The organism is Bacillus sp. A015 (assembly GCF_053851875.1).
Genome location: NZ_JBSPZB010000010.1, coordinates 89,997 through 113,927 on the forward strand (window position 1 = coordinate 89,997; position 23,931 = coordinate 113,927).

A 23,931-nucleotide genomic window follows, 5' to 3' on the forward strand; every position below is an offset into this window, starting at 1 on the left:
TCTGAAAAATCAATGTACACCCCATTTTTTAATTATTGAAGGTATGTGTGAGACAACAAGATGAGATGATTCTTTTCCTCTTCTTTTTTTCGTTCTGAAAGACCTATCATTTTTTCCGATATTTTAATAGGAAAATAGTTGACATTCCGCATGAAAATCACCTAAAATTACAAAAGTAAGTCAAATGTTATAAAAATATTACAAACAGATGTCAAACTGATAAAGAATGACCCGTCATGAGAGGAGATTTGAAAGTTGTGTCAGTAAAGAGAAAATGGAGTATCATCCTATTTGCGCTTGCGATCGTCATTGGAGCAGTTGCTTTCTTTCAAAACCAACAAGCTAGCGGTAGAGAGAAGAAAAATGTGAAGCAGGATACGAACTATAAAAATGTCGAAATAGTCACTCTCGTAAATGACGGGAAATTTATGAGATATGCAGTCAACTATCCTCTTTTTCACCAAAAAGAGCTAGATGACAAGATTCAAAGCTATACAAATTCAGCATTAGAGCATTTCAAAAAGACATTCAGTGAAGCAAAAGATATCGATGAAAATAAACGCTTTGAACTGAATATTGATTATGACATGGTGCATTATGCGAAACAATCCGCTGCCATTCACTTTACAACCTATACCTATACAGGTCAGCAAAATGGGACCACTAATCATCTAACGATCAATTTTGATTTTCAGAAAAAAACCTTTCTTGACACAAAAGATTTATTTCTGCCTAAAACCAATTATTTAAAGAAATTATCCTATATTACATACACGGAGCTTCGAAAGGACAAAACCTTGGCTAAGGATCACTCTCTCCTTCAGAAAGGAACAGCCCCTACTGCTCAAAACTTCAGTCAATTTGCCTTGAAAGAGAAATATGTAGAATTCTATTTCCCAGCTTCTCAAGTAGCCGCAGAGGATCTTGGTCCGCAAACGCTCGCGATCAAAAAGACTTTGCTGAAAGATATCTTGAAGCCAGAATATATGAATAAGACCAAAAATCAGAATGAAATCAAAGAACCGAACCCTAAAAGAAAAGCCGTCAAGCTGCCACAGAAATCAAAGCTTGATCCGAACAAAAAAGCCATCGCACTCACATTTGATGATGGTCCGAATCCCGCAACAACGACAAAAATCTTAGATGCGCTGAAGGAAAATAAAGGACACGCCACCTTTTTCGTATTAGGCAGCAGGGTTCAGTACTATCCTGGAATGCTTGCCGACATTTTAAAAGGCGGGAATGAGATTGGAAACCATTCTTACAACCATCCTTTATTAACAAGACTGCCTCTAAAGCAAGCGGTGAAACAGGTAAAGGACACGCAGCAGCTGATTAAGAAAGCTAGCGGTTATACACCTACACACTTTAGACCGCCATATGGAGGAACAAATCAAGACATCAATCAAGCGGTTGATATGAAAGTTTCTTTGTGGGATGTTGATCCTGAGGATTGGAAAATTCGCAACAGCCAGCAGATCACAAGCCACGTTCTCTCACATGCAGCAGATGGCAGAACGGTATTAATGCACGATATTTATGAAAGCTCAGCTCGAGCAGCAGTGAAAATCATACATGAGCTCACCAAACAAGGCTACCAGCTTGTCACAGTTAGTGAACTAGAACAATTAAAAAAGGAACGAAATGAACAGGCCCCTGTGCAGTAAACACAGGGGTTTCTTTTTATGACTCCAAAGACTTCTTTCTTTTCAATAATGCTTGAAATGTCTCTTCCCGCTCCTGAGAAGGCTCTATACTTAAGCGACTGAGCACTTCAGACAGCTGCATATCAATCAACAGAAGCTCCTCTTCTCTCTTTGTAACAGATGGTTTTTCTTCCTTTTGCCTATACTCTTTATATGTGCCATCAAACCCTTCAATGCGTTCTTCGTGAACATGCAGAATACGAGTGGCAACCTCCTCATTGAGTCTGCGGTCGTGGGAGACAAACACAACTGTACCTGGGTAATCCTTCAATAGACCTTCAAGCGCTTCTACTGCCGCAAGATCTAAAAAGTTCGTCGGTTCATCCAGCATGAGGACATTGGCATCACTGACGAGTAATGATGCAAGCATGGTCTTCACTCTTTCTCCCCCGCTTAACACGCTAGCAAGCTTATACACATCATCTCCCCGAAACCCAAGTCTCGCTAAAACCGTTCGAACCACTGTCTCATCTTGAACAGCCTCTCTAAGCACATTTTGTAAAATCGATTCATCTACCTTCAGCCCTGAAAGATCCTGACTAAAATAGCCTAATTTGACAGCTTCTGAACGAGAAACACCGGGATGTCCATTCACTAGCATTCGGAGAAATGTCGTTTTGCCGCTCCCGTTCTTTCCGATGATGGCGACTTTGTCTCCGCCTCTCACTTCCACATTCGCCTGCTTCCAAAGAACTTTATCACCCGCCTTGCCATCTACATTTTTCACACGCAGGATGGTTCGGCTTGCTACTTCTTTCATCGTATGCTGAGTCATTTGAATGGGCTGGACGTCCTTTACTTTCTCAACCTTTTCTAATTTCTCCATTCTTGTTTCAATGGATTTGGCTGTTTTTTGAAGCTTTTTTTGCTTATATGCATAGTAGGGCTTTGCAATTTTGGGCCCTGAGGATTTCAGCTTCTGTGATGGCTTTGTGGCTTTGTCCGCTTTTTTCATTTTCTTTTGCAGCGCATGCTCTAACTGCTTTTTCTTTTGTGTATAAGCCTCGTAGGCTTCCACCTGCTGACGATGCGCCAGCTCTTTTTGCTGTGCAAAATGCGTGTAGCTGCCCTTGTATTGCTTAAGCACCCCATCATCCAGCTCCCAAATTTCTGTACATAGCGCATCTAAAAAAGCACGATCATGTGAAACGACAATGAGGGCACCTTGATCATCACGCAGCTTCTCTTCCAGCCACTCAATGTGCTCTGTATCTAAATGAGTCGTCGGTTCATCTGCTAATAAAAGGGCAGACGGACGGCTTAAGGCCCTTTCAATATAAGTCTGGGTCATCTCTCCACCACTCTGTCTGCCATCAGCTGTTTTCAGCTGTGGAAGCAAAGTACAGGTCGTTGTGGCAGCAAACGTTCCACTGTCTGGTTTTTCTTGACCTGCCAGCACATGCAATAAAGTCGTTTTCCCACTGCCATTTGCCCCCACTAGACCAATGCGATCGCCTTGATGGATGGCAAGCTCCTCAATATCAAATAACAACCGATCCTTTCGAAATACCTTTAACTGATTGGCTTTGAGTAACATCCAACCCTCTCCTTTCGTATCAGGAGACATGAAAAAGCCTCCCATTCTCAGAATAGGAGGCAAAATGGTGTACAAAAATAAGCGTATTGATACAGAATGACGTGCTGTTCATCGAATGAACACACACATCCCCGTATCAATCCCCTCATTCTTTGATTCCCAAGCTGTACCATCCTATTCCGAAGCTAAAAAATGAAAACGCAGCAAACATGGCAACACATGTCGTTTGCTCACTGCCTTCGTTCTTTCATTTTGCTTACAGGTCATAGGATTAGTACTTCATTGCATTGGGTCACCCTTCCGTCGTTTGTTACGTATACGATAAAAGATTGGTTATTTTTTGTCAAGCTGAAAAGGCATGAGTGAGTCCAGCAGCTTGAGCGTAAATGGATGGGTCGCTTCAAACAGCTGGTCATTTGTACATTCTTCCACAAGTAACCCTTCATGTAAAAAAAGGAGCCTGTCACATAGATACACCGCTGCCTCTACATCATGCGTAATCATCAGGGTGGTCATGTCTAATTCTTGTTTTAATGTCTCAAGCAGCTCCAATATTTGTACCTGAACAGAAACATCAAGTGAGCTAAGGACTTCATCTAATATGAGAATTGCAGGATTCGTGGATATGGCTCTTGCTATGCAAACCCGCTGGAGCTGCCCCCCGCTTAGCTGATGAGCATAATGATTCAGCAAAGACGAGGGAAGCCTGACTTGATCAAGCAATGACAATACTTTCTGATCCATATTCTTTTCATGCTTTAACAATCGCATGGGTTCAGCAATGATTTCTTTCACCGTAAAGGATGGATGGACAGAAGATAGATAATCCTGAAAGACAACACTCATTTTCCCCCGATTCTTCTTCCTCCATATGTGAGCTGGCCTCCCATCAATCAATACCTCTCCACCATCTAACTTTTCTAAACCGAGCAGGATACGTGCTAATGTGCTTTTACCACTTCCACTCTCACCGACTAACCCGATACATTGTCCTTTTTCGATTTGAAACGATACGTTTGATATTCGTGCTTTTGATTCCTTTTGATGAGAGAAAAAGCCTTTTGCCTCTCCATGTTTGAGTAATTGATTGGCTGTGATCAACATGGGAACACCCTCACTCTCTTCTGCTGTCTAAGTGCTTCAAGGGGGGCAGATAAGCGAAGTCTCGTCTCTAGTAAATGCTTTGTTTGGGGATGCTCGGGTGATGTGAATATCTTCTCAGCTGCGCGATGCTCAAGCATCACTCCTTGATGCATCACCATCAACTCGTCAGCGATCGCCTGAACGACGCCTAAATCATGCGAAATGATGATCAAGGCAGCACCTGTTTCTTCTTTCAGCCTCTGTAATTCCATGATGACCTCACGCCGATTGTATGCATCAAGCGACGCAGTTGGCTCATCCGCAATGATTACGTCAGGAGAAAGCATCATCGTGATCGCAATCATGACACGCTGCAGCATGCCGCCAGACAGCTCATGAGGATATTTTTTCATCAATTGATGTGGATTTCTTAAATGGACACGCTCCAGTCCAGCGATGGCTTGGGCTTTTCCTTCTTTCCCGCGTATGCTCAAATGCCGCTGAAACGTTTCCATCATTTGATGACCAATGGTTTCGATGGGATTGAACGCATTCATGGCATCCTGTGAGATGAAGCCAATTCGTTTTCCTCGCCACTGCTCTGCCGCCTGACTTGTCAATTTCTCACCGTCAAACATGATCGCTCCTCCCACCTCTAGCAAAGGGGGTATCAGGCCAATTAACGCTTTTGCGACGGTTGATTTTCCGCTTCCACTTTCTCCAATAACGGCTAAACAGCGTTGTTGTTGTAATGAAAACGTGATATTCGCCACCAAATTCTTTTGCTGTACTGGATCATGTACGGACAGATTTTTTACGTCGATGAAAGGCAAATGGTTTCCCCCCTTTTTTGTTGATATGATGCATAGCAGGGTTCGCGGCCTGCTGCAGACTATCTCCTAAAAAGTTCAGCGCCATGACCACGAATAAGATGGCAAGTCCAGGCGCGAGCATATGAGCTGGGTGTGTCACCATGACATTCTTCGCCTCGTTTAGCATCATGCCCCATTCCGGTGTAGGTGCACTCACACCTAACCCAAGAAAAGACAGAGCGGATATATTTAAGATCACCCAGCCCGCATCAAGTGTAGCAAAGACAGCGATTTCTCCTGAGATGCGAGGGAATAGATGTCTCCTCAGTATGTAAAAGGGGGAACCACCAGACACTTTTGCAAACTGAACAGATGGCTCATTCGCATATTGCAGGACAGACGAACGAATCATTCTTGTATACCAGGCCCATTTCGCAAGGACATTGGCCAAAATAATATTGAAAAGTCCAGGTCCCAATATTCCCACAATGGCCAGGATCATCACCTCTGCTGGAAAGGACAGCATGACATCACACAGCCTCATCAAAACTCCATCAACCTTTCCTCGAAAAAAGCCGGCTATGAGTCCAAGTGTGGTGCCAATAAGCATCGTGATACACATCGTCAGCATGGCCGCAAGCATCGTTGTGCGAATGCCATATAAAAGCCGCGACAATACACACCTCCCCAGCTGATCCGTTCCGAGCGGATAAGTAAGACTGACGCCGGCATATTTTTGAAGAATGTTCGTATCTGTCGGGTCATGTGGTGCTAACACTGGTGCAAACAGTCCAGCTAATGCGACAAGTGCTAATAACCAGATAGAAAGAATGGCCATACGGTCTTTTCTTAATTGATTCCACCCTATCATCGTTCTCAGCCCTCCTTTCTTAACTGCGGGTTCATGATCATTTGCATAACATCAGCGATGAGGTTGCACACAACAAACAGGAACCCCATCACAAACAAATAGGCTTGAATAATCGGGAAATCGGCGTGGAAAATAGCCGTCACACACAACCGTCCAACCCCTGGCCAAGCAAAAAGATTTTCAATAATGACGGTTCCAGCAATGAGCTTTGGAATAGACATGCCAAGTGCTGTCACCGCTAGTTGAAGCGCATGTCTCATGACTTTCAATTGAATAGTACGTTCCTTTAAACCACGGGCTCTTGCATAAAAAACAAATGGCTCGTGCTGAAACTTTAGGATTTGATTTCGAATCAGTCTCACATAGGTCGATAAGTAGCCAAGTGATAGTATGATAGCTGGTAGAAGAATAGATTTGAAACCTTCCATTCCACTCGTATTGACCCAGTTGAATTTGACAGAAAAAAGCCAAATAAACAAAATCCCCAACCAAAAACTAGGCATTGAAGCTGTGATAAACACAAAGGCTCTCAGTATTCGGTCCACCCAGGTATGAGCCGCATACGCACATACCATTCCGAATAACAAACTCAACACAATGATGAAAAAGAGCGCTGCTCCTGCAAGCTTCAATGTGGCAGGCAGCGCCTCCATAATGAGATCAAAAACCGGCTCCTGTGTGACATAGCTGTTGCCAAAATCACCTGTTAATCCATCTTTAAGCCATGTGGCATAGCGTATGAAAAATGGTTGATCTAAGCCTAGCTCTTGTCGCATCGATTCAATCATTTCTTCTGTTGGAGTCACTTGATTCACACGCAAAGCGACCTCAGCTGGATCACTTGCCCGCATCGTAAGTAACACAAACGCAAAGAAGGTGATGAAGACAATGAGTGGGAAAAGCAGCAATATTCGTTTTAAGATATAGTGTGTCATGTCCCCGCCTCCGGTTTAAGACGAAAAATACAATCGGTCAAAGGGAATTTCATACTGTGATACATGAAAACCTACACCTTTAAGGCGCTTATTATAAACGGCCTTTGTCACAGAGTAAGAGATTGGGATGTAGACATTTTCATCATGAATATACGTCAAAATTTCTCGGTACATTTGTTTTCTCTTTTGCTCATCTGCTTCCACCAATACCTTCGTAATTGTCTCATCTAGCCACTTTTTCTTTTTCAAGCCTAATTGGGCTTGATAATCAGCATGAGATGCAACACGGAATGAAGAGACGTAGGTTTGTGGATCATAAGGAAGTCCCCACGATAGAGAGTACATCAGATCAAACTTTCCTGTTTTTTGACGATCTAAAAATGCCTGTTTTTCTTCTCCTCTAATATCCAGCTTGATCCCAACCTGCTTGAAGTCATGTTGAATCGATTCACTAATCGTTCTTTCGCCTGCATTATCCGAATTATAATAAATGGTCACGCTTAGTGGTTTGTCTTTTTGATAGCGATAGCCGTCTTCTTTTAGCTTCCAGCCTGCCTCATCCAGTAATGCCTCTGCTTTCTTTTTTTGATAGGTTTTCTTTTTAAGCGGGATATCTGCATAAGGGACTGACGAGGCAAGCAGCGTGTGTGCTACTTGTTCCGTTCCATTTAAAATCCCTTCTGTAATCATTTCTTTTTGAATGGCGTATTGAAATGCTTCTCTTACTTTTGGATCTTTTGTGACGGGTTGATTGGAGTTGATCACAATAGATCTTGAACCAACAGGAGGACTCACGGTCACACCGTATTGACCCGCTTCCTTTAATGCCTGAAATGAGTCTCCGTCGATCATGTCACCATCTGCTCCAAATAAGAGATCAATCTCTCCTTTTTGGAGCGCAAGTAAAATCGTTTGATGATCCGGCATGACCTTCCACTTCACTGTTGAAATCTTGGGCTTTTTCCCCCAATAGTGATCATTTACTTCAAACACGGCATATTGATTTTTTTTATGTTCCTTTAACACATAAGGACCTGTCCCTGCATACTCTTTGACTCCTTTTGCTGTGGTCCCATCAACGAAGCTTTTTGGAGAAATAAAACGGAATGGGCGAGTTAAGCCTAGCTCTTCTAACGTTGGGTAATAAGGTTCTTTCAACGTGAGAACAAATGTATGTTCATCTACAGCCTTTGTGGATTTGATTTCTGATACGAGATTGAGCCAAGCGTTCTTTTCAATATTTTTGACAACTGCATCAATATTCACTTTCACTGCCTTCGCATTAAACCGCTCACCATCTGAAAAAGTCACGTCTTTTCGAAGATGAAAGGTGTAGGTCTTTCCATCTTTTGAAATGTCCCAGCTTTTAGCTAGGGCTGGTTGAACTCCTTTGTCTGTATTGACGACAAGCGATTCAAATACCATATTTTGAGCGGCCATCTCTCCGCCATATAGATGGGGATTAATGTCCCTTATATCTTTTGTACTTGCATACACTAGCTCATCTTCTTCTCGGTCATGTAAGCTGGAAGATGCCTTATTTTCAGAGCATGATGCCAATAAAAAACAAGCCATGACTGAAAACAGCATCAAGGTATATGTCACATAGGGATGCTTTTTCTCATATTTCTTCTTTATGTAAACAGCTTGATCATTCATATGTACTTCCCCCAATTTGATATTTTCGTAATCATTCCGATTTTTAATCGAAATGATTACGAATTGAATATTAGCATACAGAAATGGGAAATACAATTCTTTTTTCATCAAAAAAACAGACTCATGATTGAGTCTGTCAGATTGTTGACAAAGGGCTAAAATGATCTTTATTTTAGTCCTTTGTCTTCCTTTCAGCGTGATAGAAAACCTTTGAAGTCTAGGAAGGGCGAGTACCGGCGCGGAGCGAATTTGACATTCGTGAGCACCGGCACGCAGGACTGACACAGAATGCGAGGGTTTGTCTACACGCTGAGGCTCATGATTGAGTCTGTTTCGCCTGCATAAATTGATCGATCACACGTAATGCTTTTTCTGTTCCACCTGCTGTTTGGAAGCTTTCTTCAATTTTTTCAATCCCGGCACGGTACGTGTCACTTTCCAGAACAGTCTCCACGGCATCTCTTAGCTGCTTTGTCGTCAGCTGGTCTTTATCAAGCGTCCGAGCAGCGGATAATTCCGTCAGCCTTTGTGCCACCATCGGCTGATCTTTGTCGATCGGAATGACCACCATCGGAACGTGATAATGAATGCCTTCATTGACACTGTTCATTCCGCCGTGTGTCACAAACACATCTGTCAGTTCGAGCACTTCAAGCTGCGGTACATAAGGCTCGATCAGAAAATGAGAAGGCGCCTCTTTTAAGAGAGACCTATCAATTTTTTCTCCTGTTGCGATGACCACTTTTCCATCAAAGTCTGCAAAAGCATCAATACACATATTAAAAAATGCTTCTGTATCCCCAAGAACTGTACCCATCGAAATAAAGACGACTTTTTCTTGCTCAAGTGCTTCCAGCGGGAATGGGTGCTGATCTGCTCGTTTTAGAAAGCTCGGTCCAATGAAGACAAACGAATCGTTTAATGCATCGACAGACGGCTGAAAATATTCGCTTGTATACACCATATTCAGTTCTCCGCGGTTTTTCATGAATTGCATCAAACGCTTCGGCTGTACCCCAAAACGTTCATTTATTTCTTCTAACAGATGAGCGGCCTTCTCATCCTTTCTATATAGAGGTGTATCAAAATGCGCCTCTTGCAGCACAAAAGAAGGGTTCGAACCGATCCCTGGAATCTGCAAGTAATCTCGGACAAGCTCGCCTGCCCCAAACATTTCGAAATAGACCAAATCAAATGAATGCTGCTGAGAAAGTGTTTCCACCACCTCTAAAATATCTAATGACGTTTGCAGCATTGCATGAAAGAATGGCTGCATGGAATCTAAATCGTCTTCTTCCACACTTAATGTGCGAATATAGTCTGGATGTATATGTACGTGAGCGCCTAAGCGTTTGATTCGTTCCTGATAATGTTCAGTTGTGACCGCATGAACTTCATCACCTCGATCCGTCAATGCTTTTATGATCCCTAACATGGGGTTCACATGTCCTTCAGCTGGGAACGTAATCAATAAAATCTTCGCCACAAGAAATCCCTCCTCATTGTCAATTCCCTTCCATGTTAATCATATACAGCCAGCAACCTCAACAAATACGCCTAAAAAGGGAAGAAATGAGTCTTATGGCCAGTATTTTAAAAGGATACAAGAACAAAAGACAAAGCCTCCTATTAAGTGCTTTGTCTTTTTGAACTTATGATTTGAGCAGCATTTTTTTGAATGCAGCAGACTGTTTTTCACAACGTATAATTTATGTCTTTATTTACTGTTGTAACAACATTTTAAAATTATCTTGTGCAAAGAATATTTCTATGTCCACTTTAAATCAGTCTTATCAACATTAAATATTTAAAAAACCCTTTTAAAATCTCACTTCTCGTTTTGAGAAATATACTTATCAATTTCACGTATATTGAATCCACCTAAATCCATTTATATCAACGTTTTGGGAATTTTCATTTGGATAAAAATGTATATTAAAAGACTGAGAATGATATTACTTGAACCAACACGATAGATGTTAGTTGAATACATTTTGTTAATATATTCTACTGCTATGTTTACAATAAAAGTCTTTTCATATTAGGTGCTTATTAAATTATAGCACCCGTTAATTTAAGTACATTCCTTCACATACCACGATATATTATTTAATATTCTGATGTAGAGAGAAATCAACTTATATTATAGTAACCATTTTTTCAATCTTGACAAATTTTCTTCTAAAAACAAAGCATTTTTTTCAATTCCTCGGCGTTTAGACCATCCAATACTATTGAATGCATCTGTAAATCGATAAAAAGGTAACACATTCTCCAGGTCAATTAATGGTCTGATACTGTTATAGCCTTCTTGGTATGCATTATACAAGCTAACATCATAACTTAAAAAATCACGATACAGTTTGGTAAAATCGACTTCTGTTGAACCAAATCTTACGCTTTCAAAATCTATTATTCCTGAAACTTTATCATTATCAACAATTATATTTGCTGGACGAAAATCCATATGTACAAAGCTTGGTCCATCTGGAGACGGAAGTTGTTGTTTCATCTTTTCAAATTTTTCAATGGCTTTTTTGTATAATTGTTCATCCAAAATATCCTTTACATCTTCAGCAAAACTATAAAATTTCTGTTCAACAAAATGAGACCAGTTCGGAAATTCATTTTTTATACAAGTTAACATTTGCTCAGAAAGAGGACGAATAGAATGCATTTCAGCCTGAAGGACCCCAACTTGGAACGCTATTGTTGGTGTAGCATTAGATGTTAACGGTTTCCCTTTTAATTCAGATAATAAAAAAGCACCTGGACAATCCTCATCACCTGTCCAATAATCCATCATTTCAGGAATAGAGACACTTCCTTTTAAAATTTCATAGGCTTCTAATTCTCGCTGATACTTCAATCTTGTAAAAGGAATTTTCAAAAAAACTTTATCACCATTAGACAAAATACATTTATAAACTGTTGAACTATGAGAGTCTTCAACCTCATTAATTGATAGTACCTTCAATCCAAATTGTTGAATGACACGATTTAACATCAAACTTCCCCCCTATTTATAACCAATCTCCATTTTATTGTTAAAAAGCCACATCTTTTTTAAACAAAATCTATATTACAACATTTCTGCAACTAAACTCTCCGTTAATACAATAACTTCTACAAAAAAGCGATAAGCCTTCCTGGACTATTGCACCCGTTAACTTAATAAGAATTTGCCCAATTCATTAACAAATTTCTGTTTTTCAGTTTGATACTTATAATGATTTTCAGGAAACTGTTTTGCTAATTTTATTTTTAAATCTCAATATCTTTTAGCATCATCTGGGTGTTTAATTAAATATTTTTTAAAACCCAAATGTGAAAAATATCAACCAATTCATCTTTAAATATTTCTTTTAGTATTTTCTCTTCTTGGCTATATGCTATTTCCCACTCTTTAGTCCGCGGAGTTATTGAAGAAATTAGATATTAAGAAAACAACATTTCGAACATGGGACTACAAGACAGGAAAAGGTTTTTAGCCCACAAAAAATGACCCTTCTAACAGAGTCATTAAAATGGATATTGAAACAATGAAATTGTTTAAAGATTTTTTCAAAGAAATAACACCAAACCCTTATGAGCTTATTTTGTTAGTCCTACAAACCCTAAAAAAGTATTAACATTTGAACGACTTAAAAATTGAACCTGGAACAATTCATGGTTTTAGACACACCCATGCAGTATACTTCATTACAAGAAAATATCTATTTCTTATGTTTCAGAAAGGCTAGGACATGCTAGCATTGACACAACACTCTTAGATATTATGCTCATGTGGTGAAGGAGCTTAGAGAAGAAGATACTAAAAACACTTTGGATTTGTTTCAAAAAATGTTATTACTTGAAAGTGCCACAAGTGAAAAATTTGTGCAAAATGAAATGAAATAATATCGTTTTCTAACGTGTACTCACGTAATTTCAATCACATAAAAAACAAAGAAAACCCTTTATTTCAAAGGGTTTTCAGCTTTTTCACAAATGATAAATCGAATCCTATCGGATACTATAGACGCGCTCGGAGGGATTCGAACCCCCGGCAGACGTGGTACCGGAAACCACCGCTCTATCCAACTGAGCTACGAGCGCACGATATGTTTTTTGAACGTCAGCATATCAAATTATAAGGGAAATGCTGCAAGAAAGCAATGATTAATCATCAGACCTGCCGATGTATTTTCTTCTTTCAAATACATATATTCATATGATGGTTTGAAGTGGAAGGATTTTGGGGAAAATGGATAGAGGTATTTGATTTTAGGTCAGCATTTTGTTTGACCTTTATTGACCAAAAATGTATCATTGAATTACATACTTACCTAAAAGGTGAAGGAGGAACATTATGAATTTAATACCTACAGTCATTGAACAAACAAATCGTGGGGAAAGAGCTTACGACATTTATTCTCGTCTTTTAAAAGACCGTATTATCATGCTTGGTTCTGCGATCGATGACAATGTTGCCAACTCCATCGTGTCACAGCTTCTTTTCTTGGAAGCCGAAGATCCAGAGAAAGATATCTCTATCTACATTAACAGCCCTGGCGGTTCTATCACAGCTGGTATGGCCATTTACGATACGATGCAATTTATTAAACCAAAGGTATCAACTATTTGTATTGGTATGGCTGCATCAATGGGTGCGTTCCTGCTTGCTGCTGGTGAAAAAGGTAAGCGTTATGCCCTTCCAAACAGTGAAGTGATGATTCATCAACCATTAGGCGGAGCCCAAGGTCAAGCGACAGAAATTGAAATTGCGGCTAAACGAATCCTTTCTTTACGCGATAAACTGAACCAAGTACTTGCTGAACGTACTGGTCAGCCAATTGAAGTGATTGAGCGCGATACAGATCGTGACAACTTCAAAACAGCGGAAGAAGCTCTTCAATACGGACTCATTGACAAAGTCTTGACCCGTAATTCAGAAGAACAAAAATAATGACAAAACAAACCGTCTGCTCCTTCGAACAGACGGTTTTTTGTTGTTCAAATGCTTTAAGACAGCTCCGTCCATTTCTGCTGAAGAGATGGTGTTTGATAAGAAGCCATCTGTGAAATCAATTCTTCCGGCTCACTGGAGGCATGTAACAATTGAAGGTGTGATTCATTTGAAAAACCTTCCTGTACACTGAACTTCACCATGTCAATGAGCGGCTTGAAATAGTCATTCACTTGATACAATCCAATTGGCTTTTGGTGAATCCCGATTTGTGCCCAGCATAGCACCTCAAATAATTCTTCATATGTACCAAAGCCACCCGGCATGGCAATAAATCCATCGGCCAGCTCGCTCATTTTCGCTTTTCGTTCATGCATCCCTTTTACCTCTATTAACTCTGTCAGCTCTTGATGCACAACCTCTCCTCTAAAAAGCCCTTTTGGCATGATCCCAATCACTTGCCCGCCGTTTTTCAATACCTCATCTGCAATGGCACCCATTAGTCCAATTCGTGAACCGCCGTATACAAGACAAATGCCCTTTTCTACCATATAAGCACCCAGCTCGACAGCCTTTTGTTTGTAGATGTCATTCACACCTGGATTCGAACCAGCAAACACACAAATCGTTTTCATCAAAACAGCTCCATCTCTCTCTATGATTTCTTCACCTACCCATTCTACTATAGTTGATTGTAAAGAAACAGCTACATTATCTATATATAGTGTAAAATGAAAAAATGAACACCATATAAGGAGCTGTATAAAGAAAATGCAAACAACTGACATGGAGAAGTGGATCAAGGAGTTTTACGAAATGAGAAATTGGACAAAATACGGGCCGTTTATTCGGTTGGGCTTTCTTATGGAAGAAACGGGAGAACTCGCTCGTGCCGTTAGAGCCGTAGAGATTGGGCGTGATCGGCCTGATGAAAAAATACAAGAGACACTAGAGTTAAAGCAAGACCTTATCGAAGAAATGGGCGATGTGTTAGCGAATCTACTCGTTTTAGCTGATCTTTATGATGTGACATTAGAAGAGGTTTTCGCCTCTCATCAACAGAAACTCACAAAACGTTTTTCCACTGAAATAGAACAAGCAAAAAGCACGTGACCAAACCGTCACGTGCTCTTTTTTACACCCTTATAGCTGCTGTGGTGAAATATCATCCGTTCGTTCAAAGAAATGCTGCTTTCCAATTTGATGAAAAAGACCCGTACGATGCAAAAGCTCTTTTGGCTGTGATTGAAGTCCGACAATCATCAGTTTGCCATTATGATGCTTTAAACGATTGGAGATATTCATCAGGACCGCTTCTGCTGATGTGTCCATATAGTTGACTTTATTCATGAGCAGGATGAGCGTTTTCGGCTTTGTCTGAACATGATCCAAAATCGAATTTTCTAATGAATCTGTTGTACCGAAGAACAGTGGTCCTTCAATGGAATACATACTGATATCTTTCTGGTCTGTCTGTTTTTCTAAAGTGGTTGCCGTTTCTATTTGGGGAACAGCGACATTTGTATGAATGTTGGTCGTCTGGCTCATTTTTTTGATAAAGGCGATAAACGCTAAAATGAGACCTGCGGTGACGCCAATAATCAAATCACCGATGACCGTTAACAGGAAGGTCACGACAAGTACAAGTGAATCCGCATTTTTCACTTTCACAATATGGATAAACTCTTTTCTCTCACTCATATTCCAAGCAACAAACATTAAAATCGGCGCCATGGCAGCAAGTGGTATCATGGATGCATATGGTGCAAAGAGCATTAAGATGAGCAATACAACGACGCCATGGACAACACCTGAAATCGGACTTGCTCCGCCATTTTTGATGTTCGTTGCTGTACGTGCAATGGCTCCAGTCGCTGGAATCCCTCCGAAAAGCGGTGCCGCCATATTGGCGATTCCTTGCCCGACAAGCTCCTTGTTGCTGTCATGCTTAGAGCCTTTCATATTATCAGCAACCATTGCTGACAAGATTGACTCCACACCGCCTAAAAGCGCAATGACAATGGCTGGAGGCAGCAGATAAATCATTTTTTCGATCGTTAATTCAGGAAAAGCGAAGCTTGGCAGCTGGCGAGGGATTTCACCATATGCAGAGCCGATTGTTTCAACTTGTCCTTGGAAAAAGAGAACGGCTACAAATGTTGAAGCCAATAGACCTAATAGAGCACCAGGTATTTTGGGAATGTATTTTTGTGCCACCAAAATCACGATGAGCCCGATGACGGCTGTGATGATGGCGAGACTATTTGTGGTGCCGAGATGGACCACGATTTCTCTCATATTGAGGAAAAAGCTTTCATGCTTTTCAACACCCTTTAATCCGAGGAAGTTGGCAATCTGCCCTGAAAAAATAATGACAGCAATACCAGCAGTAAAACCGATGATAACCGGACGAGGAATAAATTTCATGAGCTTTCCTAGTTTGAATACTCCGAACAATACAAGCAAACAGCCTGCCATAAAGCCGGCAATAAGTAAGTTTTCAATACCGTATTGGCTGACAATCCCGAATAAAATCGGAACAAACGCCCCGGTCGGCCCGCCGATCTGATACTTTGAACCACCAAACAATGAAATCAAAATGCCGGCAACGATGACTGTGTATAATCCATATTCTGGTCCGACACCAGATGCAATGGCAAATGCCATGCCTAAAGGAATTGCCACAACGCCCACGACAAGCCCAGCGATTAAATCGCGTCTAAATTTTGATGAATCATAACCTTCAAATCTTCCATAAAAACGCATGGTATGTGTTGGCCTCCTTCAAGTATGTGTAGATGATTTAGGTATACTGTGGATCGATCTGTTTGTCTTTTACAACGACATCCAGCTTTCCTGTTGCTGGATGAATCACTAGTCCATGAACAGCCACATTACTTGGCATCAGCGGATGCGCTTTGACTAATTTCACGCTTTGGGACACGCTCTCTTCAACCGAATCAAAGCCTGTCAGCCAGCCCTTTAAATCAATCCCTGAGTTTTTCACAATGCTCAAACATTTCTCTTCAATTCCGCGTGCTTTGGCCTTTTCAAGTAAAGGATCTGCCGCAAGACCTGCCATTCCGCATTCATGATGTCCCACAATGCACACTTCCTCTGCTTTCAGCTCATAGATAGCTAGTAAAATACTCCGCATCACACTGCCGAACGGATGTGTAACGATGGCTCCGGCGTTTTTAATAATTTTGGCATCACCGTTACGCAGCCCCATGGATTGCGGTAACAGTTCCAAAAGACGTGTATCCATACAAGTTAAGATGACCAGTTTCTTTTCAGGAAATTTCCCCGCTTTGTAAGGCTCATAATGTCTCTCATTTACAAACTCTGAATTGTGCTGAAGAATCTCTTCTAATTTTGATCCCATGTTGCCAGCTCCCATCTTTTTTTAAGTATCGTAACGCCTTGCCTGTCCCCCTTTTCTTTCGTGTGCTCTCAAGCATAGAGAAGAAAAATGATAGAAAAAAAAGAAAAAAATGAGAAAACGATGAGAAAAAAAGTAAGCATTTTCTCTATTTTGGTCTTGGTACCGCTTCAGCGTAAGGGATATGCGGCCTGCTCTTTCAATCTATTGTTCTCAGTTCATCAAAAGACGATGAAATGGTTTAGTAGAAAATGGACGTCCGGTTTAATACATTTCAAATATAATAAATTTTCTATCAGAAAGTCTCGATCTATTTTCCAGTTTGTCAGATAATCTCTCAAAAAATCTGATAGTTCTCTATGACACATCTACCAATAGATTATTTTTAATGTTTTAAAAATGCATCAGATGGCTTATGAATATACTTGTTTACTAAGAAAATGTCTCTCCTTCACCGTTATTTCAGTATATTAAATATTGAGCAACTCATATTCAAACGTGTGATACCGAAATGGTTGCTTTATAATAAAAGGAGCAAGATGACAATGTGAAAGGAGCGAGTTGACTGTGACACCACATATTTTTGTCGCCAAACCCTTACCTGCCTCTTTTGAGAAAATACTAAAGGAACATTGTACATATGAGGTGTGGCAATCAAAGGACCCCATTCCAAGAGATATTTTGTTTGAGAAGCTGCAACATGCTGATGGCCTTTTAACGTCTGGAACGAAAATCGATCAAGAACTATTAGATCACGCACCAAAACTCAAGGTGGTGAGCAATAACTCGGTCGGCTATGACAACTTTGATATAGAAGCCATGAAACAAAGAGGAGTGATCGGCACGCACACTCCTTATACACTTGATCATACCGTCGCTGATCTTGCCTTTTCGCTCATTCTCTCCTCTGCAAGAAGAATCACCGAGCTTGATCGTTTTATCCGCGAGGGAAAATGGACGAAATTTGTACAGGAAGAAGATATATTTGGCATTGATGTTCATCATCAAACGCTCGGCATTATTGGCATGGGCCGTATCGGGGAGCAAGTAGCCAAACGGGCAGCACTTGGTTTTGATATGAACGTCCTCTATCATAACCGAAGCCGGAATGAAAAGGCTGAATCGGCGTATGGCGCTTTATATTGCGCACTTGATGACCTGCTGAAGCAAGCCGATATCATTGTCTTGATCACACCGCTAACCGAAGAAACGTATCATATGATGGGGGAACGAGAATTTAAGTTAATGAAGCAGACCGCTTTATTTGTAAACATCTCCCGCGGGAAAACAGTGGATGAGAAAAGCCTGATTCAAGCACTTCAGGAGGGATGGATTAAAGGGGCAGGTCTTGATGTGTATGAGCAGGAACCGCTCCAGGAAGATCATCCATTCAAAGAGATGAACCAGGTTACTCTTGCCCCTCACATCGGTTCCGCTACTGAAACAACAAGAGATCTCATGCTAAAACGGGCCATTCATAATGTGATTCATGGAATTGATGGAAAGGCCCCTGTTGATGTTGTGAAGGAGCTTGCCACAACTTAATGGAAAAAGGCGCAGGAAACTGCGTCTTTTAGACTGTTGACAAAGGGCTAAAATGATCTTTATTTTAGCCCTTTGTCTTCTTTTCAGCGTGATAGAAAACCTTTGAAGTCTAGGAAGGACGAGTACCGAAGCGGAGCGAATTTGACATTCGTGAGCACCGGCACGCAGGACTGACACAGAATGCGAGGGTTTGTCTACACGCTGAAAGGCGGGAACTGCGTCTTTTTATTTATTATCTAAGAATGGACTCAGGAGAAAAGACTCATTTTAGCAAACATTCTGATTCTTTACATTCCCTTCATGTTCGGGTGCTATAATATGGATAGACAAGCAACAAGAGGACAGCATCCGATTTCCTTTATAGGAGGATGAAGATGAAAAAAATAAGTTCGATTTTTACTATGTTCGCTCTGATCGCTACTATTCTGTTTTCTGGATTTATCCCGCAGCAAGCTCAAGCAGCAACACCTCTTACACCTACAGCCACGAATGAACCAGCTTCAATTCAACTTGCATCAGATTTGCGTACCCTTGCCGTCATTAATACATTTGATGGGGTAGCAGATTATTTAATTCGCTACAAACGACTACCTGATAATTACATCACAAAATCACAAGCAAGTGCTCTTGGATGGGTTGCATCGAAAGGAAATCTAGCGGAGGTTGCGCCAGGCAAAAGCATCGGTGGAGATGTTTTCTCTAACCGGGAGGGACGTCTTCCTTCAGCCAGTGGCCGAACATGGCGTGAGGCAGATATCAACTACGTCTCCGGCTTCCGTAATGCTAACCGCCTCGTGTATTCAAGTGACTGGCTCATATACAAAACAACGGACCACTATGCGACATTTACACGTATTCGTTAATCAATGAAAAAAGGCATCCCTAGGTCAAAAGGGCTGTCTTTTTATGTTGTTCACGGTATAAGGGTTTTCACGTAGTCCTCAAAAGGCTGTGGGAGCGGCTTTTTCGACACTTCTTCATGTTCATGTGTGGTGACATGATCCTCCGTGACGACAACACGCCCTGTTGGTGTCAGCTTTGAAGCAAGCGGTTTTTTGTTAAAAGGGGATGCTTCATTTTCATAAATCTCCTGCCTCATTTGGACCAGAGTGTGCTCGTTGACTTCTTTTAATGTAAAAGCATAGCCTGTTTCAGCACCTTCTCCCCTGTCTAATTGGAGCAGGTGTGTCCCTTTTTCGGTTTCCTCTGCTTTGACACGAAAACGAATAGACGGTGCTTCTACCCATTCACCTGTAAAGGGTACAGGCTGAAGAGGTAAATTGGCTCCGAAGCCTGTATCAATGAGGAAGCGTTCGCTGTGATGTTTCAGGACTATGGCTACATGCGTGCCATCAATTGCCCATGCGCCCGCTTCATTGTTAAACACTGTCCCTTGAACGAGCTGTACAGCGAGTCCTGCCTCTTTTAACACATAATATAAGAGAGGATTGAGATCATAACAAAGACCCCCTCTCTTTCCTTCAAGAAGATGCTGCTTCAACCCTTCTTGATCCAAGTCATAGGATTGTTTATTCAGCACAGATCTGTTTTCGAATGGAAAAGTATACGCCATCTTTTTTAATAAAGCAGGCAAGTGATCAAAGGTGATGGACTGACCTTCGTATCCGATCTTCTGTAAAAAGGCTGATTGAATCATCCACATTCCCTCCTAAAAAAAACTGAGCCTGTGAAGAGACTCAGTTTTCTTGATTGATAAAATCCGTTAACGTATCAATGGCTTCCTGTTCATCCGCACCATCTGCAATCAGTTTGACAGTGACCCCAGAGCTGATCGCAAGACTCATGAGACCCATAATGCTCTTCGCATTGACCTTTTTCCCATCTTTCTCCAGAAAAATATCAGCACCAAAGCGATTGGCTTCTTGTACGAACAAAGCAGCTGGACGTGCCTGCAAACCTGTTTTCAGCTGGATTGTGACCGTTTCTTCCACCATATGATCTGCCTCCCTTTTTTATTTTCCTATTTAAGTGTAACAGCTTGTCCGTTTCGTAATTGTTCTGCAATTTGATCTAGCTTTCTTAAGCGGTGGTTAATGCCTGATTTGCTGATCTTGCCGCTTTCCACCATTTCGCCAAGTTCCTTCAGCGTGACTTCTTGATAGTCGACTCGCAGTTTAGCAATTTCACGCAGTTTATCTGGCAGAGCATCCAGTCCAATTTTTTCATCAATGAATTGAATGTTTTCGACCTGACGCAGTGAGGCACCGATCGTTTTATTCAAGTTTGCTGTTTCACAATTGACGAGCCGATTCACGGAATTCCTCATATCTCGGACGATTCGCACGTCTTCAAAGCGAAGCAATGAGTTATGGGCGCCCACAACACTTAAGAATTCCGTAATTTTTTCAGCTTCTTTCATGTACGTAATATACCCTTTTTTGCGCTCAAGTGTTTTACTGTTGAGATGAAATTGATTCATCAGCTCACAAAGGGCATCATTATGTTCTTTGTATAGCGAAAAAATCTCAAGGTGATAGGAAGACGTTTCTGGATTATTCACAGAACCGCCTGCTAAAAAAGCACCTCTCATATAGGAGCGCTTGCAGCATCTTTTCTTCACAAGTTCTTCTGAAATATTGCGCTCAAATACAAATTGTTCACCTAATATTTTCAAATCCTCTAAAATGGTTTTCGCTCGTTCTACCAGTCTGACAATATACACATTATTCTTTTTTAATCTCATTTTCTTACGGACGAGCAGCTCGACTGTCACGTCATATTTCTTTTTAAGCAGCGTATAAATACGTCTTGCAATGGCTGCGTTCTCTGTCTGTATATCTAAAATCAATTTTCGGTTAGAGAAAGATAATGAACCGTTCATACGGATGAGGGCAGAAAGCTCTGCTTTTGAGCAGCAGTCCTTCACGTCCAGATTAGTCAGCTCTTTTTTTGTTTCGGATGCAAATGACATCCTTGCCACCCCCATTCCTATTTTTTCTGATGCAGCAGGTCGACGAGCAGTGAGGCCACCTTGAGCGTGTCGTGACGAATCACATGTTGGTCATATGTAATGACTTCTCCAGGGATGACTTCCAGTCCCATTGCTTTGAGTACATCGGTGTCGAACTGTACAGGCTGCGCCTGTTCTTCTGCATATTTTGCTTTGATTTCTTCTGGAATTTCTTTATTGTTCACAAAAATGATATCAATGAACGGTCGATCCATATGATCGTTTAATGCCTGCACATGATCAGCTGCACTGTAGGAAAGCGTTTCCCCCGGCTGCGTCATGACATTGCAAATATACACTTTTTTCGCCTTAGAGCGAATCACTTCTTCTCCAATATGCGGTACAAGCAAGTTCGGCAAAATACTCGTATATAAGCTGCCAGGTCCAATGACGATCAAATCAGCTTCACGGATGACTTGAATGGATTCTTGGAGCGGCTCAATCGTATTTGGTGTGAGGAACACTCGTTTAATCCTTTCCCCATAGGTTGGGATTTTTGATTCTCCAGTCACCACTTGCCCATTTTCTAATTCCGCGTGAAGAACAACACTTGAATTCGCTGCTGGCAATACTTTTCCTCTCACATTTAAGACCTTGCTCATTTCTGTGACGGCATGAAAAAAATCACCGGTTATATTTGTCATAGCCGCAAGAATGAGGTTGCCGAGAGAGTGGCCTGTTAAGTCATTCCCTTTGTTAAAACGGTGCTGAAATAAATCTTCTACAAGCGGTTCAACATCAGAGAGTGCCGCAAGTACATTTCGAATATCGCCTGGAGGCGGAATATTCAAATCATGGCGCAGTCTGCCTGAGCTGCCCCCATCATCAGCAACCGTTACAATGGCGGTAATATCCACTGGCTTTGTTTTTAGCCCTCTGAGCAAAACAGATAAGCCAGTACCGCCGCCAAGAATGACAACCTTTGGTAGTGTCGTCATCTATTTTCTGCTTCTCTTTTCAATGTCCCGGTGAGTGACATGTGTATAGTAATCGTTTTTAAAATACTCCGCTAAATAGTTAGCGAGCGTCACAGATCGATGCTGGCCGCCCGTACAGCCGATGGCGATCACAAGCTGGCTCTTTCCTTCTCGTTTATAGGACGGAAGCATAAAGCTGAGGAGATCGATTAATTTCTCCATGAATTTTTGTGTTTCAGTCCATTTCATCACATAGGAGCGCACTTCTTCATCGTTTCCAGTCTGTGGACGCATGCTCTCAATATAGTAAGGATTCGGCAGGAATCTCACATCAAAGACAAGATCAGCATCAATCGGCAGACCGTATTTAAAGCCAAAGGACATCACATTCACTGTAAACACTTGCCCTTGATTGGTGGCAAAGTGTGTGACAATTTTTTCTCGAAGCTGTTTTGGTTTCAGATCCGATGTGTCAAAAATCATTTGAGACCGGCCTTTCAACTCCTCTAACAGCTCGCGCTCCATTGCAATACCTTCGAGCGGCAGTCCTGTTGTCGCAAGGGGATGCGAACGTCTCGTTTCTTTGTATCTTGAGACAAGCACCTTATCGTTTGCATCTAAAAATAGAATCCTTGGTGTGATCCAGCCGATATCATTCATTTCATCTAAGGCAGCAACTAAGCTATCAAAGAATTCGCGGCCGCGCAAATCCATCACAAGAGCCACCTTGCTCATCTTTGAATTCGATTCCTTCATGAGCTCTAGAAACTTCGGTAAAAGTGATGGCGGTAAGTTATCCACACAGAAGTAACCTAAGTCTTCAAAGCTTTGAATGGCAACGGTTTTCCCTGCACCTGACATTCCTGTAATAATCACAAGCTGAATATCATCTTGTTTGTGCGTATTCATGCCTGCTCCCTCTCCTTCTTTATGAAAACGGTTCATTTATTAGTCTCCTTGAGGATCTAACCGATAAGCAATTAGTTCAAAATCTGGCGTATACGTAAAAGTGCCGTGGAGAAGTCCTTTTCCCTTTAGCATGAAGTCAAGAATATGGGAATCTCCAGGAGCCATCGGCAAACTAGGCACATCCTGTACGTCATGCCATTTTAAAATACCTTCCTCTGATTCTGTCACGTTTTTCCCAGTAAATGAATCTGCCATAAAGGTGAACATCATCCACTCTTGAACGATTTGATCGCCTTCTTTTATGATAAAGGTAAAAACACCTTTTAGCTGCGGATTTAAAATATAAATGCCTGTTTCTTCTCTATACTCTCGAACGACTGAATCCTTGACCGATTCTCCGCTTTCCATTTTGCCGCCCGGCGCTACCCACCAGCCGCGTCTTGGCTTTTGCAGCAAGAGAACTTGATCTTCGTGATGCAGCACACAATTGGTTACTCGTTGCATCAGCTGTCACCTACTCTTATATGTCTTTTTCTTATTATACAGGTTCATCCTGACTCCCACAATGAACATGCCCGTTCTTCACCGAAAAATAGATCTGAATGATGTCACGTCCAATTTCTCTACTCTTTATTTTACAACATCTAACGGTTCTC

General features: G+C 41.4%; 22 protein-coding genes and 1 tRNA gene. 5 read left to right on the top strand and 18 right to left on the bottom strand.

Annotated features, from left to right (window positions below; genetic code table 11):
* The first annotated feature begins 257 nt into the window (after positions 1 to 257).
* Positions 258 to 1,667 carry a polysaccharide deacetylase family protein gene (locus ACSLGF_RS10715; RefSeq protein WP_456005178.1) on the top strand — a complete coding sequence of 470 codons (1,410 nt, stop codon included), beginning with the start codon at positions 258 to 260 and terminating at the stop codon, positions 1,665 to 1,667.
* 16 nt (positions 1,668 to 1,683) lie between these two features.
* Here ACSLGF_RS10715 and abc-f read toward each other — a convergent pair whose 3' ends face one another.
* The 9 genes from abc-f to ACSLGF_RS10760 form a co-directional block, all read right to left on the bottom strand.
* The gene (gene abc-f / locus ACSLGF_RS10720) at positions 1,684 to 3,243 is read right to left on the bottom strand and encodes a ribosomal protection-like ABC-F family protein (RefSeq protein WP_456005259.1); all 1,560 of its coding nucleotides are present in this window, start codon (positions 3,241 to 3,243) and stop codon (positions 1,684 to 1,686) included.
* A gap of 333 nt (positions 3,244 to 3,576) precedes the next feature.
* Positions 3,577 to 4,347 carry an ABC transporter ATP-binding protein gene (locus tag ACSLGF_RS10725; protein WP_456005181.1) on the bottom strand — a complete coding sequence of 257 codons (771 nt, stop codon included), beginning with the start codon at positions 4,345 to 4,347 and terminating at the stop codon, positions 3,577 to 3,579.
* The gene (locus ACSLGF_RS10730) at positions 4,341 to 5,159 is read right to left on the bottom strand and encodes an ABC transporter ATP-binding protein (protein WP_456005183.1); all 819 of its coding nucleotides are present in this window, start codon (positions 5,157 to 5,159) and stop codon (positions 4,341 to 4,343) included. Before ACSLGF_RS10730 ends, ACSLGF_RS10725 begins: the two co-directional genes overlap by 7 nt.
* Complete coding sequence (opp1C, locus tag ACSLGF_RS10735) at positions 5,122 to 6,009, bottom strand: nickel/cobalt ABC transporter permease (protein WP_456005185.1); 888 nt, start codon at positions 6,007 to 6,009, stop codon at positions 5,122 to 5,124. Before opp1C ends, ACSLGF_RS10730 begins: the two co-directional genes overlap by 38 nt.
* A gap of 5 nt (positions 6,010 to 6,014) precedes the next feature.
* Positions 6,015 to 6,944 (bottom strand): nickel/cobalt ABC transporter permease, encoded by a 930-nt coding sequence (gene opp1B, locus ACSLGF_RS10740; protein WP_456005187.1) that lies wholly within the window; start codon positions 6,942 to 6,944, stop codon positions 6,015 to 6,017.
* A gap of 15 nt (positions 6,945 to 6,959) precedes the next feature.
* Positions 6,960 to 8,603: a nickel ABC transporter substrate-binding protein gene (gene nikA / locus ACSLGF_RS10745; protein ID WP_456005189.1), complete on the bottom strand. Its 1,644-nt coding sequence runs from the start codon at positions 8,601 to 8,603 to the stop codon at positions 6,960 to 6,962.
* Between the two features lie 316 nt (positions 8,604 to 8,919).
* The gene (locus tag ACSLGF_RS10750; protein WP_456005191.1) at positions 8,920 to 10,089 is read right to left on the bottom strand and encodes a macrolide family glycosyltransferase; all 1,170 of its coding nucleotides are present in this window, start codon (positions 10,087 to 10,089) and stop codon (positions 8,920 to 8,922) included.
* A 657-nt stretch (positions 10,090 to 10,746) separates the two neighbouring features.
* A complete protein-coding gene (locus tag ACSLGF_RS10755) occupies positions 10,747 to 11,610 on the bottom strand; it encodes an aminoglycoside phosphotransferase family protein (RefSeq protein ID WP_456005194.1) in 864 nt (287 codons plus the stop codon).
* A 1,015-nt stretch (positions 11,611 to 12,625) separates the two neighbouring features.
* Positions 12,626 to 12,701 (bottom strand) — tRNA-Arg (locus tag ACSLGF_RS10760).
* 253 nt (positions 12,702 to 12,954) lie between these two features.
* Here ACSLGF_RS10760 and clpP point away from each other — a divergent pair.
* Positions 12,955 to 13,551: an ATP-dependent Clp endopeptidase proteolytic subunit ClpP gene (gene clpP, locus ACSLGF_RS10765; RefSeq protein ID WP_024719872.1), complete on the top strand. Its 597-nt coding sequence runs from the start codon at positions 12,955 to 12,957 to the stop codon at positions 13,549 to 13,551.
* Positions 13,552 to 13,607: 56 nt separating this feature from the next.
* Here the strand turns inward: clpP and ACSLGF_RS10770 are convergent, their stop codons facing one another.
* Positions 13,608 to 14,186: an LOG family protein gene (locus tag ACSLGF_RS10770; RefSeq protein ID WP_456005197.1), complete on the bottom strand. Its 579-nt coding sequence runs from the start codon at positions 14,184 to 14,186 to the stop codon at positions 13,608 to 13,610.
* A gap of 136 nt (positions 14,187 to 14,322) precedes the next feature.
* Between ACSLGF_RS10770 and ACSLGF_RS10775 the strand changes: the two genes are divergently transcribed.
* Positions 14,323 to 14,664 carry a MazG nucleotide pyrophosphohydrolase domain-containing protein gene (locus tag ACSLGF_RS10775; protein ID WP_456005200.1) on the top strand — a complete coding sequence of 114 codons (342 nt, stop codon included), beginning with the start codon at positions 14,323 to 14,325 and terminating at the stop codon, positions 14,662 to 14,664.
* Between the two features lie 30 nt (positions 14,665 to 14,694).
* On the opposite strand, the gene ACSLGF_RS10780 is transcribed toward ACSLGF_RS10775, so the two are convergent.
* Together ACSLGF_RS10780 and ACSLGF_RS10785 are read right to left on the bottom strand one after the other, a co-directional pair.
* Positions 14,695 to 16,317 carry a SulP family inorganic anion transporter gene (locus ACSLGF_RS10780; protein WP_456005203.1) on the bottom strand — a complete coding sequence of 541 codons (1,623 nt, stop codon included), beginning with the start codon at positions 16,315 to 16,317 and terminating at the stop codon, positions 14,695 to 14,697.
* Between the two features lie 37 nt (positions 16,318 to 16,354).
* Positions 16,355 to 16,936, bottom strand: coding sequence for a beta-class carbonic anhydrase (locus tag ACSLGF_RS10785; RefSeq protein WP_456005206.1), 582 nt, complete (start codon positions 16,934 to 16,936; stop codon positions 16,355 to 16,357).
* Between the two features lie 564 nt (positions 16,937 to 17,500).
* Here ACSLGF_RS10785 and ACSLGF_RS10790 point away from each other — a divergent pair.
* Positions 17,501 to 18,478: a 2-hydroxyacid dehydrogenase gene (locus ACSLGF_RS10790; protein ID WP_456005208.1), complete on the top strand. Its 978-nt coding sequence runs from the start codon at positions 17,501 to 17,503 to the stop codon at positions 18,476 to 18,478.
* A 374-nt stretch (positions 18,479 to 18,852) separates the two neighbouring features.
* Positions 18,853 to 19,341 carry a ribonuclease gene (locus tag ACSLGF_RS10795; RefSeq protein ID WP_456005211.1) on the top strand — a complete coding sequence of 163 codons (489 nt, stop codon included), beginning with the start codon at positions 18,853 to 18,855 and terminating at the stop codon, positions 19,339 to 19,341.
* 50 nt (positions 19,342 to 19,391) lie between these two features.
* Here ACSLGF_RS10795 and ACSLGF_RS10800 read toward each other — a convergent pair whose 3' ends face one another.
* From ACSLGF_RS10800 to ACSLGF_RS10825, 6 genes are read right to left on the bottom strand one after another with little or no spacing between them, the layout of a single operon-like run.
* Complete coding sequence (locus ACSLGF_RS10800; RefSeq protein WP_456005214.1) at positions 19,392 to 20,135, bottom strand: arylamine N-acetyltransferase family protein; 744 nt, start codon at positions 20,133 to 20,135, stop codon at positions 19,392 to 19,394.
* A 40-nt stretch (positions 20,136 to 20,175) separates the two neighbouring features.
* Positions 20,176 to 20,433, bottom strand: a complete 258-nt coding sequence (locus ACSLGF_RS10805) for an HPr family phosphocarrier protein (protein WP_456005216.1) — start codon at positions 20,431 to 20,433, stop codon at positions 20,176 to 20,178.
* Between the two features lie 26 nt (positions 20,434 to 20,459).
* Positions 20,460 to 21,410, bottom strand: coding sequence for a DNA-binding protein WhiA (whiA, locus tag ACSLGF_RS10810; RefSeq protein WP_456005219.1), 951 nt, complete (start codon positions 21,408 to 21,410; stop codon positions 20,460 to 20,462).
* A 17-nt stretch (positions 21,411 to 21,427) separates the two neighbouring features.
* Complete coding sequence (locus tag ACSLGF_RS10815) at positions 21,428 to 22,387, bottom strand: gluconeogenesis factor YvcK family protein (RefSeq protein ID WP_456005221.1); 960 nt, start codon at positions 22,385 to 22,387, stop codon at positions 21,428 to 21,430.
* Complete coding sequence (gene rapZ / locus ACSLGF_RS10820; RefSeq protein WP_456005262.1) at positions 22,388 to 23,275, bottom strand: RNase adapter RapZ; 888 nt, start codon at positions 23,273 to 23,275, stop codon at positions 22,388 to 22,390.
* A 39-nt stretch (positions 23,276 to 23,314) separates the two neighbouring features.
* Positions 23,315 to 23,779 (bottom strand): 8-oxo-dGTP diphosphatase, encoded by a 465-nt coding sequence (locus tag ACSLGF_RS10825; protein ID WP_099727982.1) that lies wholly within the window; start codon positions 23,777 to 23,779, stop codon positions 23,315 to 23,317.
* Between the last annotated feature and the right edge of the window lie 152 nt (positions 23,780 to 23,931).

What these genes read in the sequence shown, in the direction of transcription:
- rapZ (WP_456005262.1), bottom strand. Translation starts at nt 23,275, where the DNA reads ATGAATACGCACAAACAAGATGATATTCAGCTTGTGATTATTACAGGA.
- opp1C (WP_456005185.1), bottom strand. Translation starts at nt 6,009, where the DNA reads ATGATAGGGTGGAATCAATTAAGAAAAGACCGTATGGCCATTCTTTCT.
- nikA (WP_456005189.1), bottom strand. Translation starts at nt 8,603, where the DNA reads ATGAATGATCAAGCTGTTTACATAAAGAAGAAATATGAGAAAAAGCAT.
- ACSLGF_RS10825 (WP_099727982.1), bottom strand. Translation starts at nt 23,779, where the DNA reads ATGCAACGAGTAACCAATTGTGTGCTGCATCACGAAGATCAAGTTCTC.
- ACSLGF_RS10770 (WP_456005197.1), bottom strand. Translation starts at nt 14,186, where the DNA reads ATGAAAACGATTTGTGTGTTTGCTGGTTCGAATCCAGGTGTGAATGAC.
- ACSLGF_RS10775 (WP_456005200.1), top strand. Translation starts at nt 14,323, where the DNA reads ATGCAAACAACTGACATGGAGAAGTGGATCAAGGAGTTTTACGAAATG.
- clpP (WP_024719872.1), top strand. Translation starts at nt 12,955, where the DNA reads ATGAATTTAATACCTACAGTCATTGAACAAACAAATCGTGGGGAAAGA.
- ACSLGF_RS10725 (WP_456005181.1), bottom strand. Translation starts at nt 4,347, where the DNA reads ATGTTGATCACAGCCAATCAATTACTCAAACATGGAGAGGCAAAAGGC.
- whiA (WP_456005219.1), bottom strand. Translation starts at nt 21,410, where the DNA reads ATGTCATTTGCATCCGAAACAAAAAAAGAGCTGACTAATCTGGACGTG.
- ACSLGF_RS10785 (WP_456005206.1), bottom strand. Translation starts at nt 16,936, where the DNA reads ATGGGATCAAAATTAGAAGAGATTCTTCAGCACAATTCAGAGTTTGTA.
- ACSLGF_RS10755 (WP_456005194.1), bottom strand. Translation starts at nt 11,610, where the DNA reads ATGTTAAATCGTGTCATTCAACAATTTGGATTGAAGGTACTATCAATT.
- opp1B (WP_456005187.1), bottom strand. Translation starts at nt 6,944, where the DNA reads ATGACACACTATATCTTAAAACGAATATTGCTGCTTTTCCCACTCATT.
- ACSLGF_RS10815 (WP_456005221.1), bottom strand. Translation starts at nt 22,387, where the DNA reads ATGACGACACTACCAAAGGTTGTCATTCTTGGCGGCGGTACTGGCTTA.
- ACSLGF_RS10800 (WP_456005214.1), bottom strand. Translation starts at nt 20,135, where the DNA reads ATGATTCAATCAGCCTTTTTACAGAAGATCGGATACGAAGGTCAGTCC.
- abc-f (WP_456005259.1), bottom strand. Translation starts at nt 3,243, where the DNA reads ATGTTACTCAAAGCCAATCAGTTAAAGGTATTTCGAAAGGATCGGTTG.
- ACSLGF_RS10795 (WP_456005211.1), top strand. Translation starts at nt 18,853, where the DNA reads ATGAAAAAAATAAGTTCGATTTTTACTATGTTCGCTCTGATCGCTACT.
- ACSLGF_RS10780 (WP_456005203.1), bottom strand. Translation starts at nt 16,317, where the DNA reads ATGCGTTTTTATGGAAGATTTGAAGGTTATGATTCATCAAAATTTAGA.
- ACSLGF_RS10805 (WP_456005216.1), bottom strand. Translation starts at nt 20,433, where the DNA reads ATGGTGGAAGAAACGGTCACAATCCAGCTGAAAACAGGTTTGCAGGCA.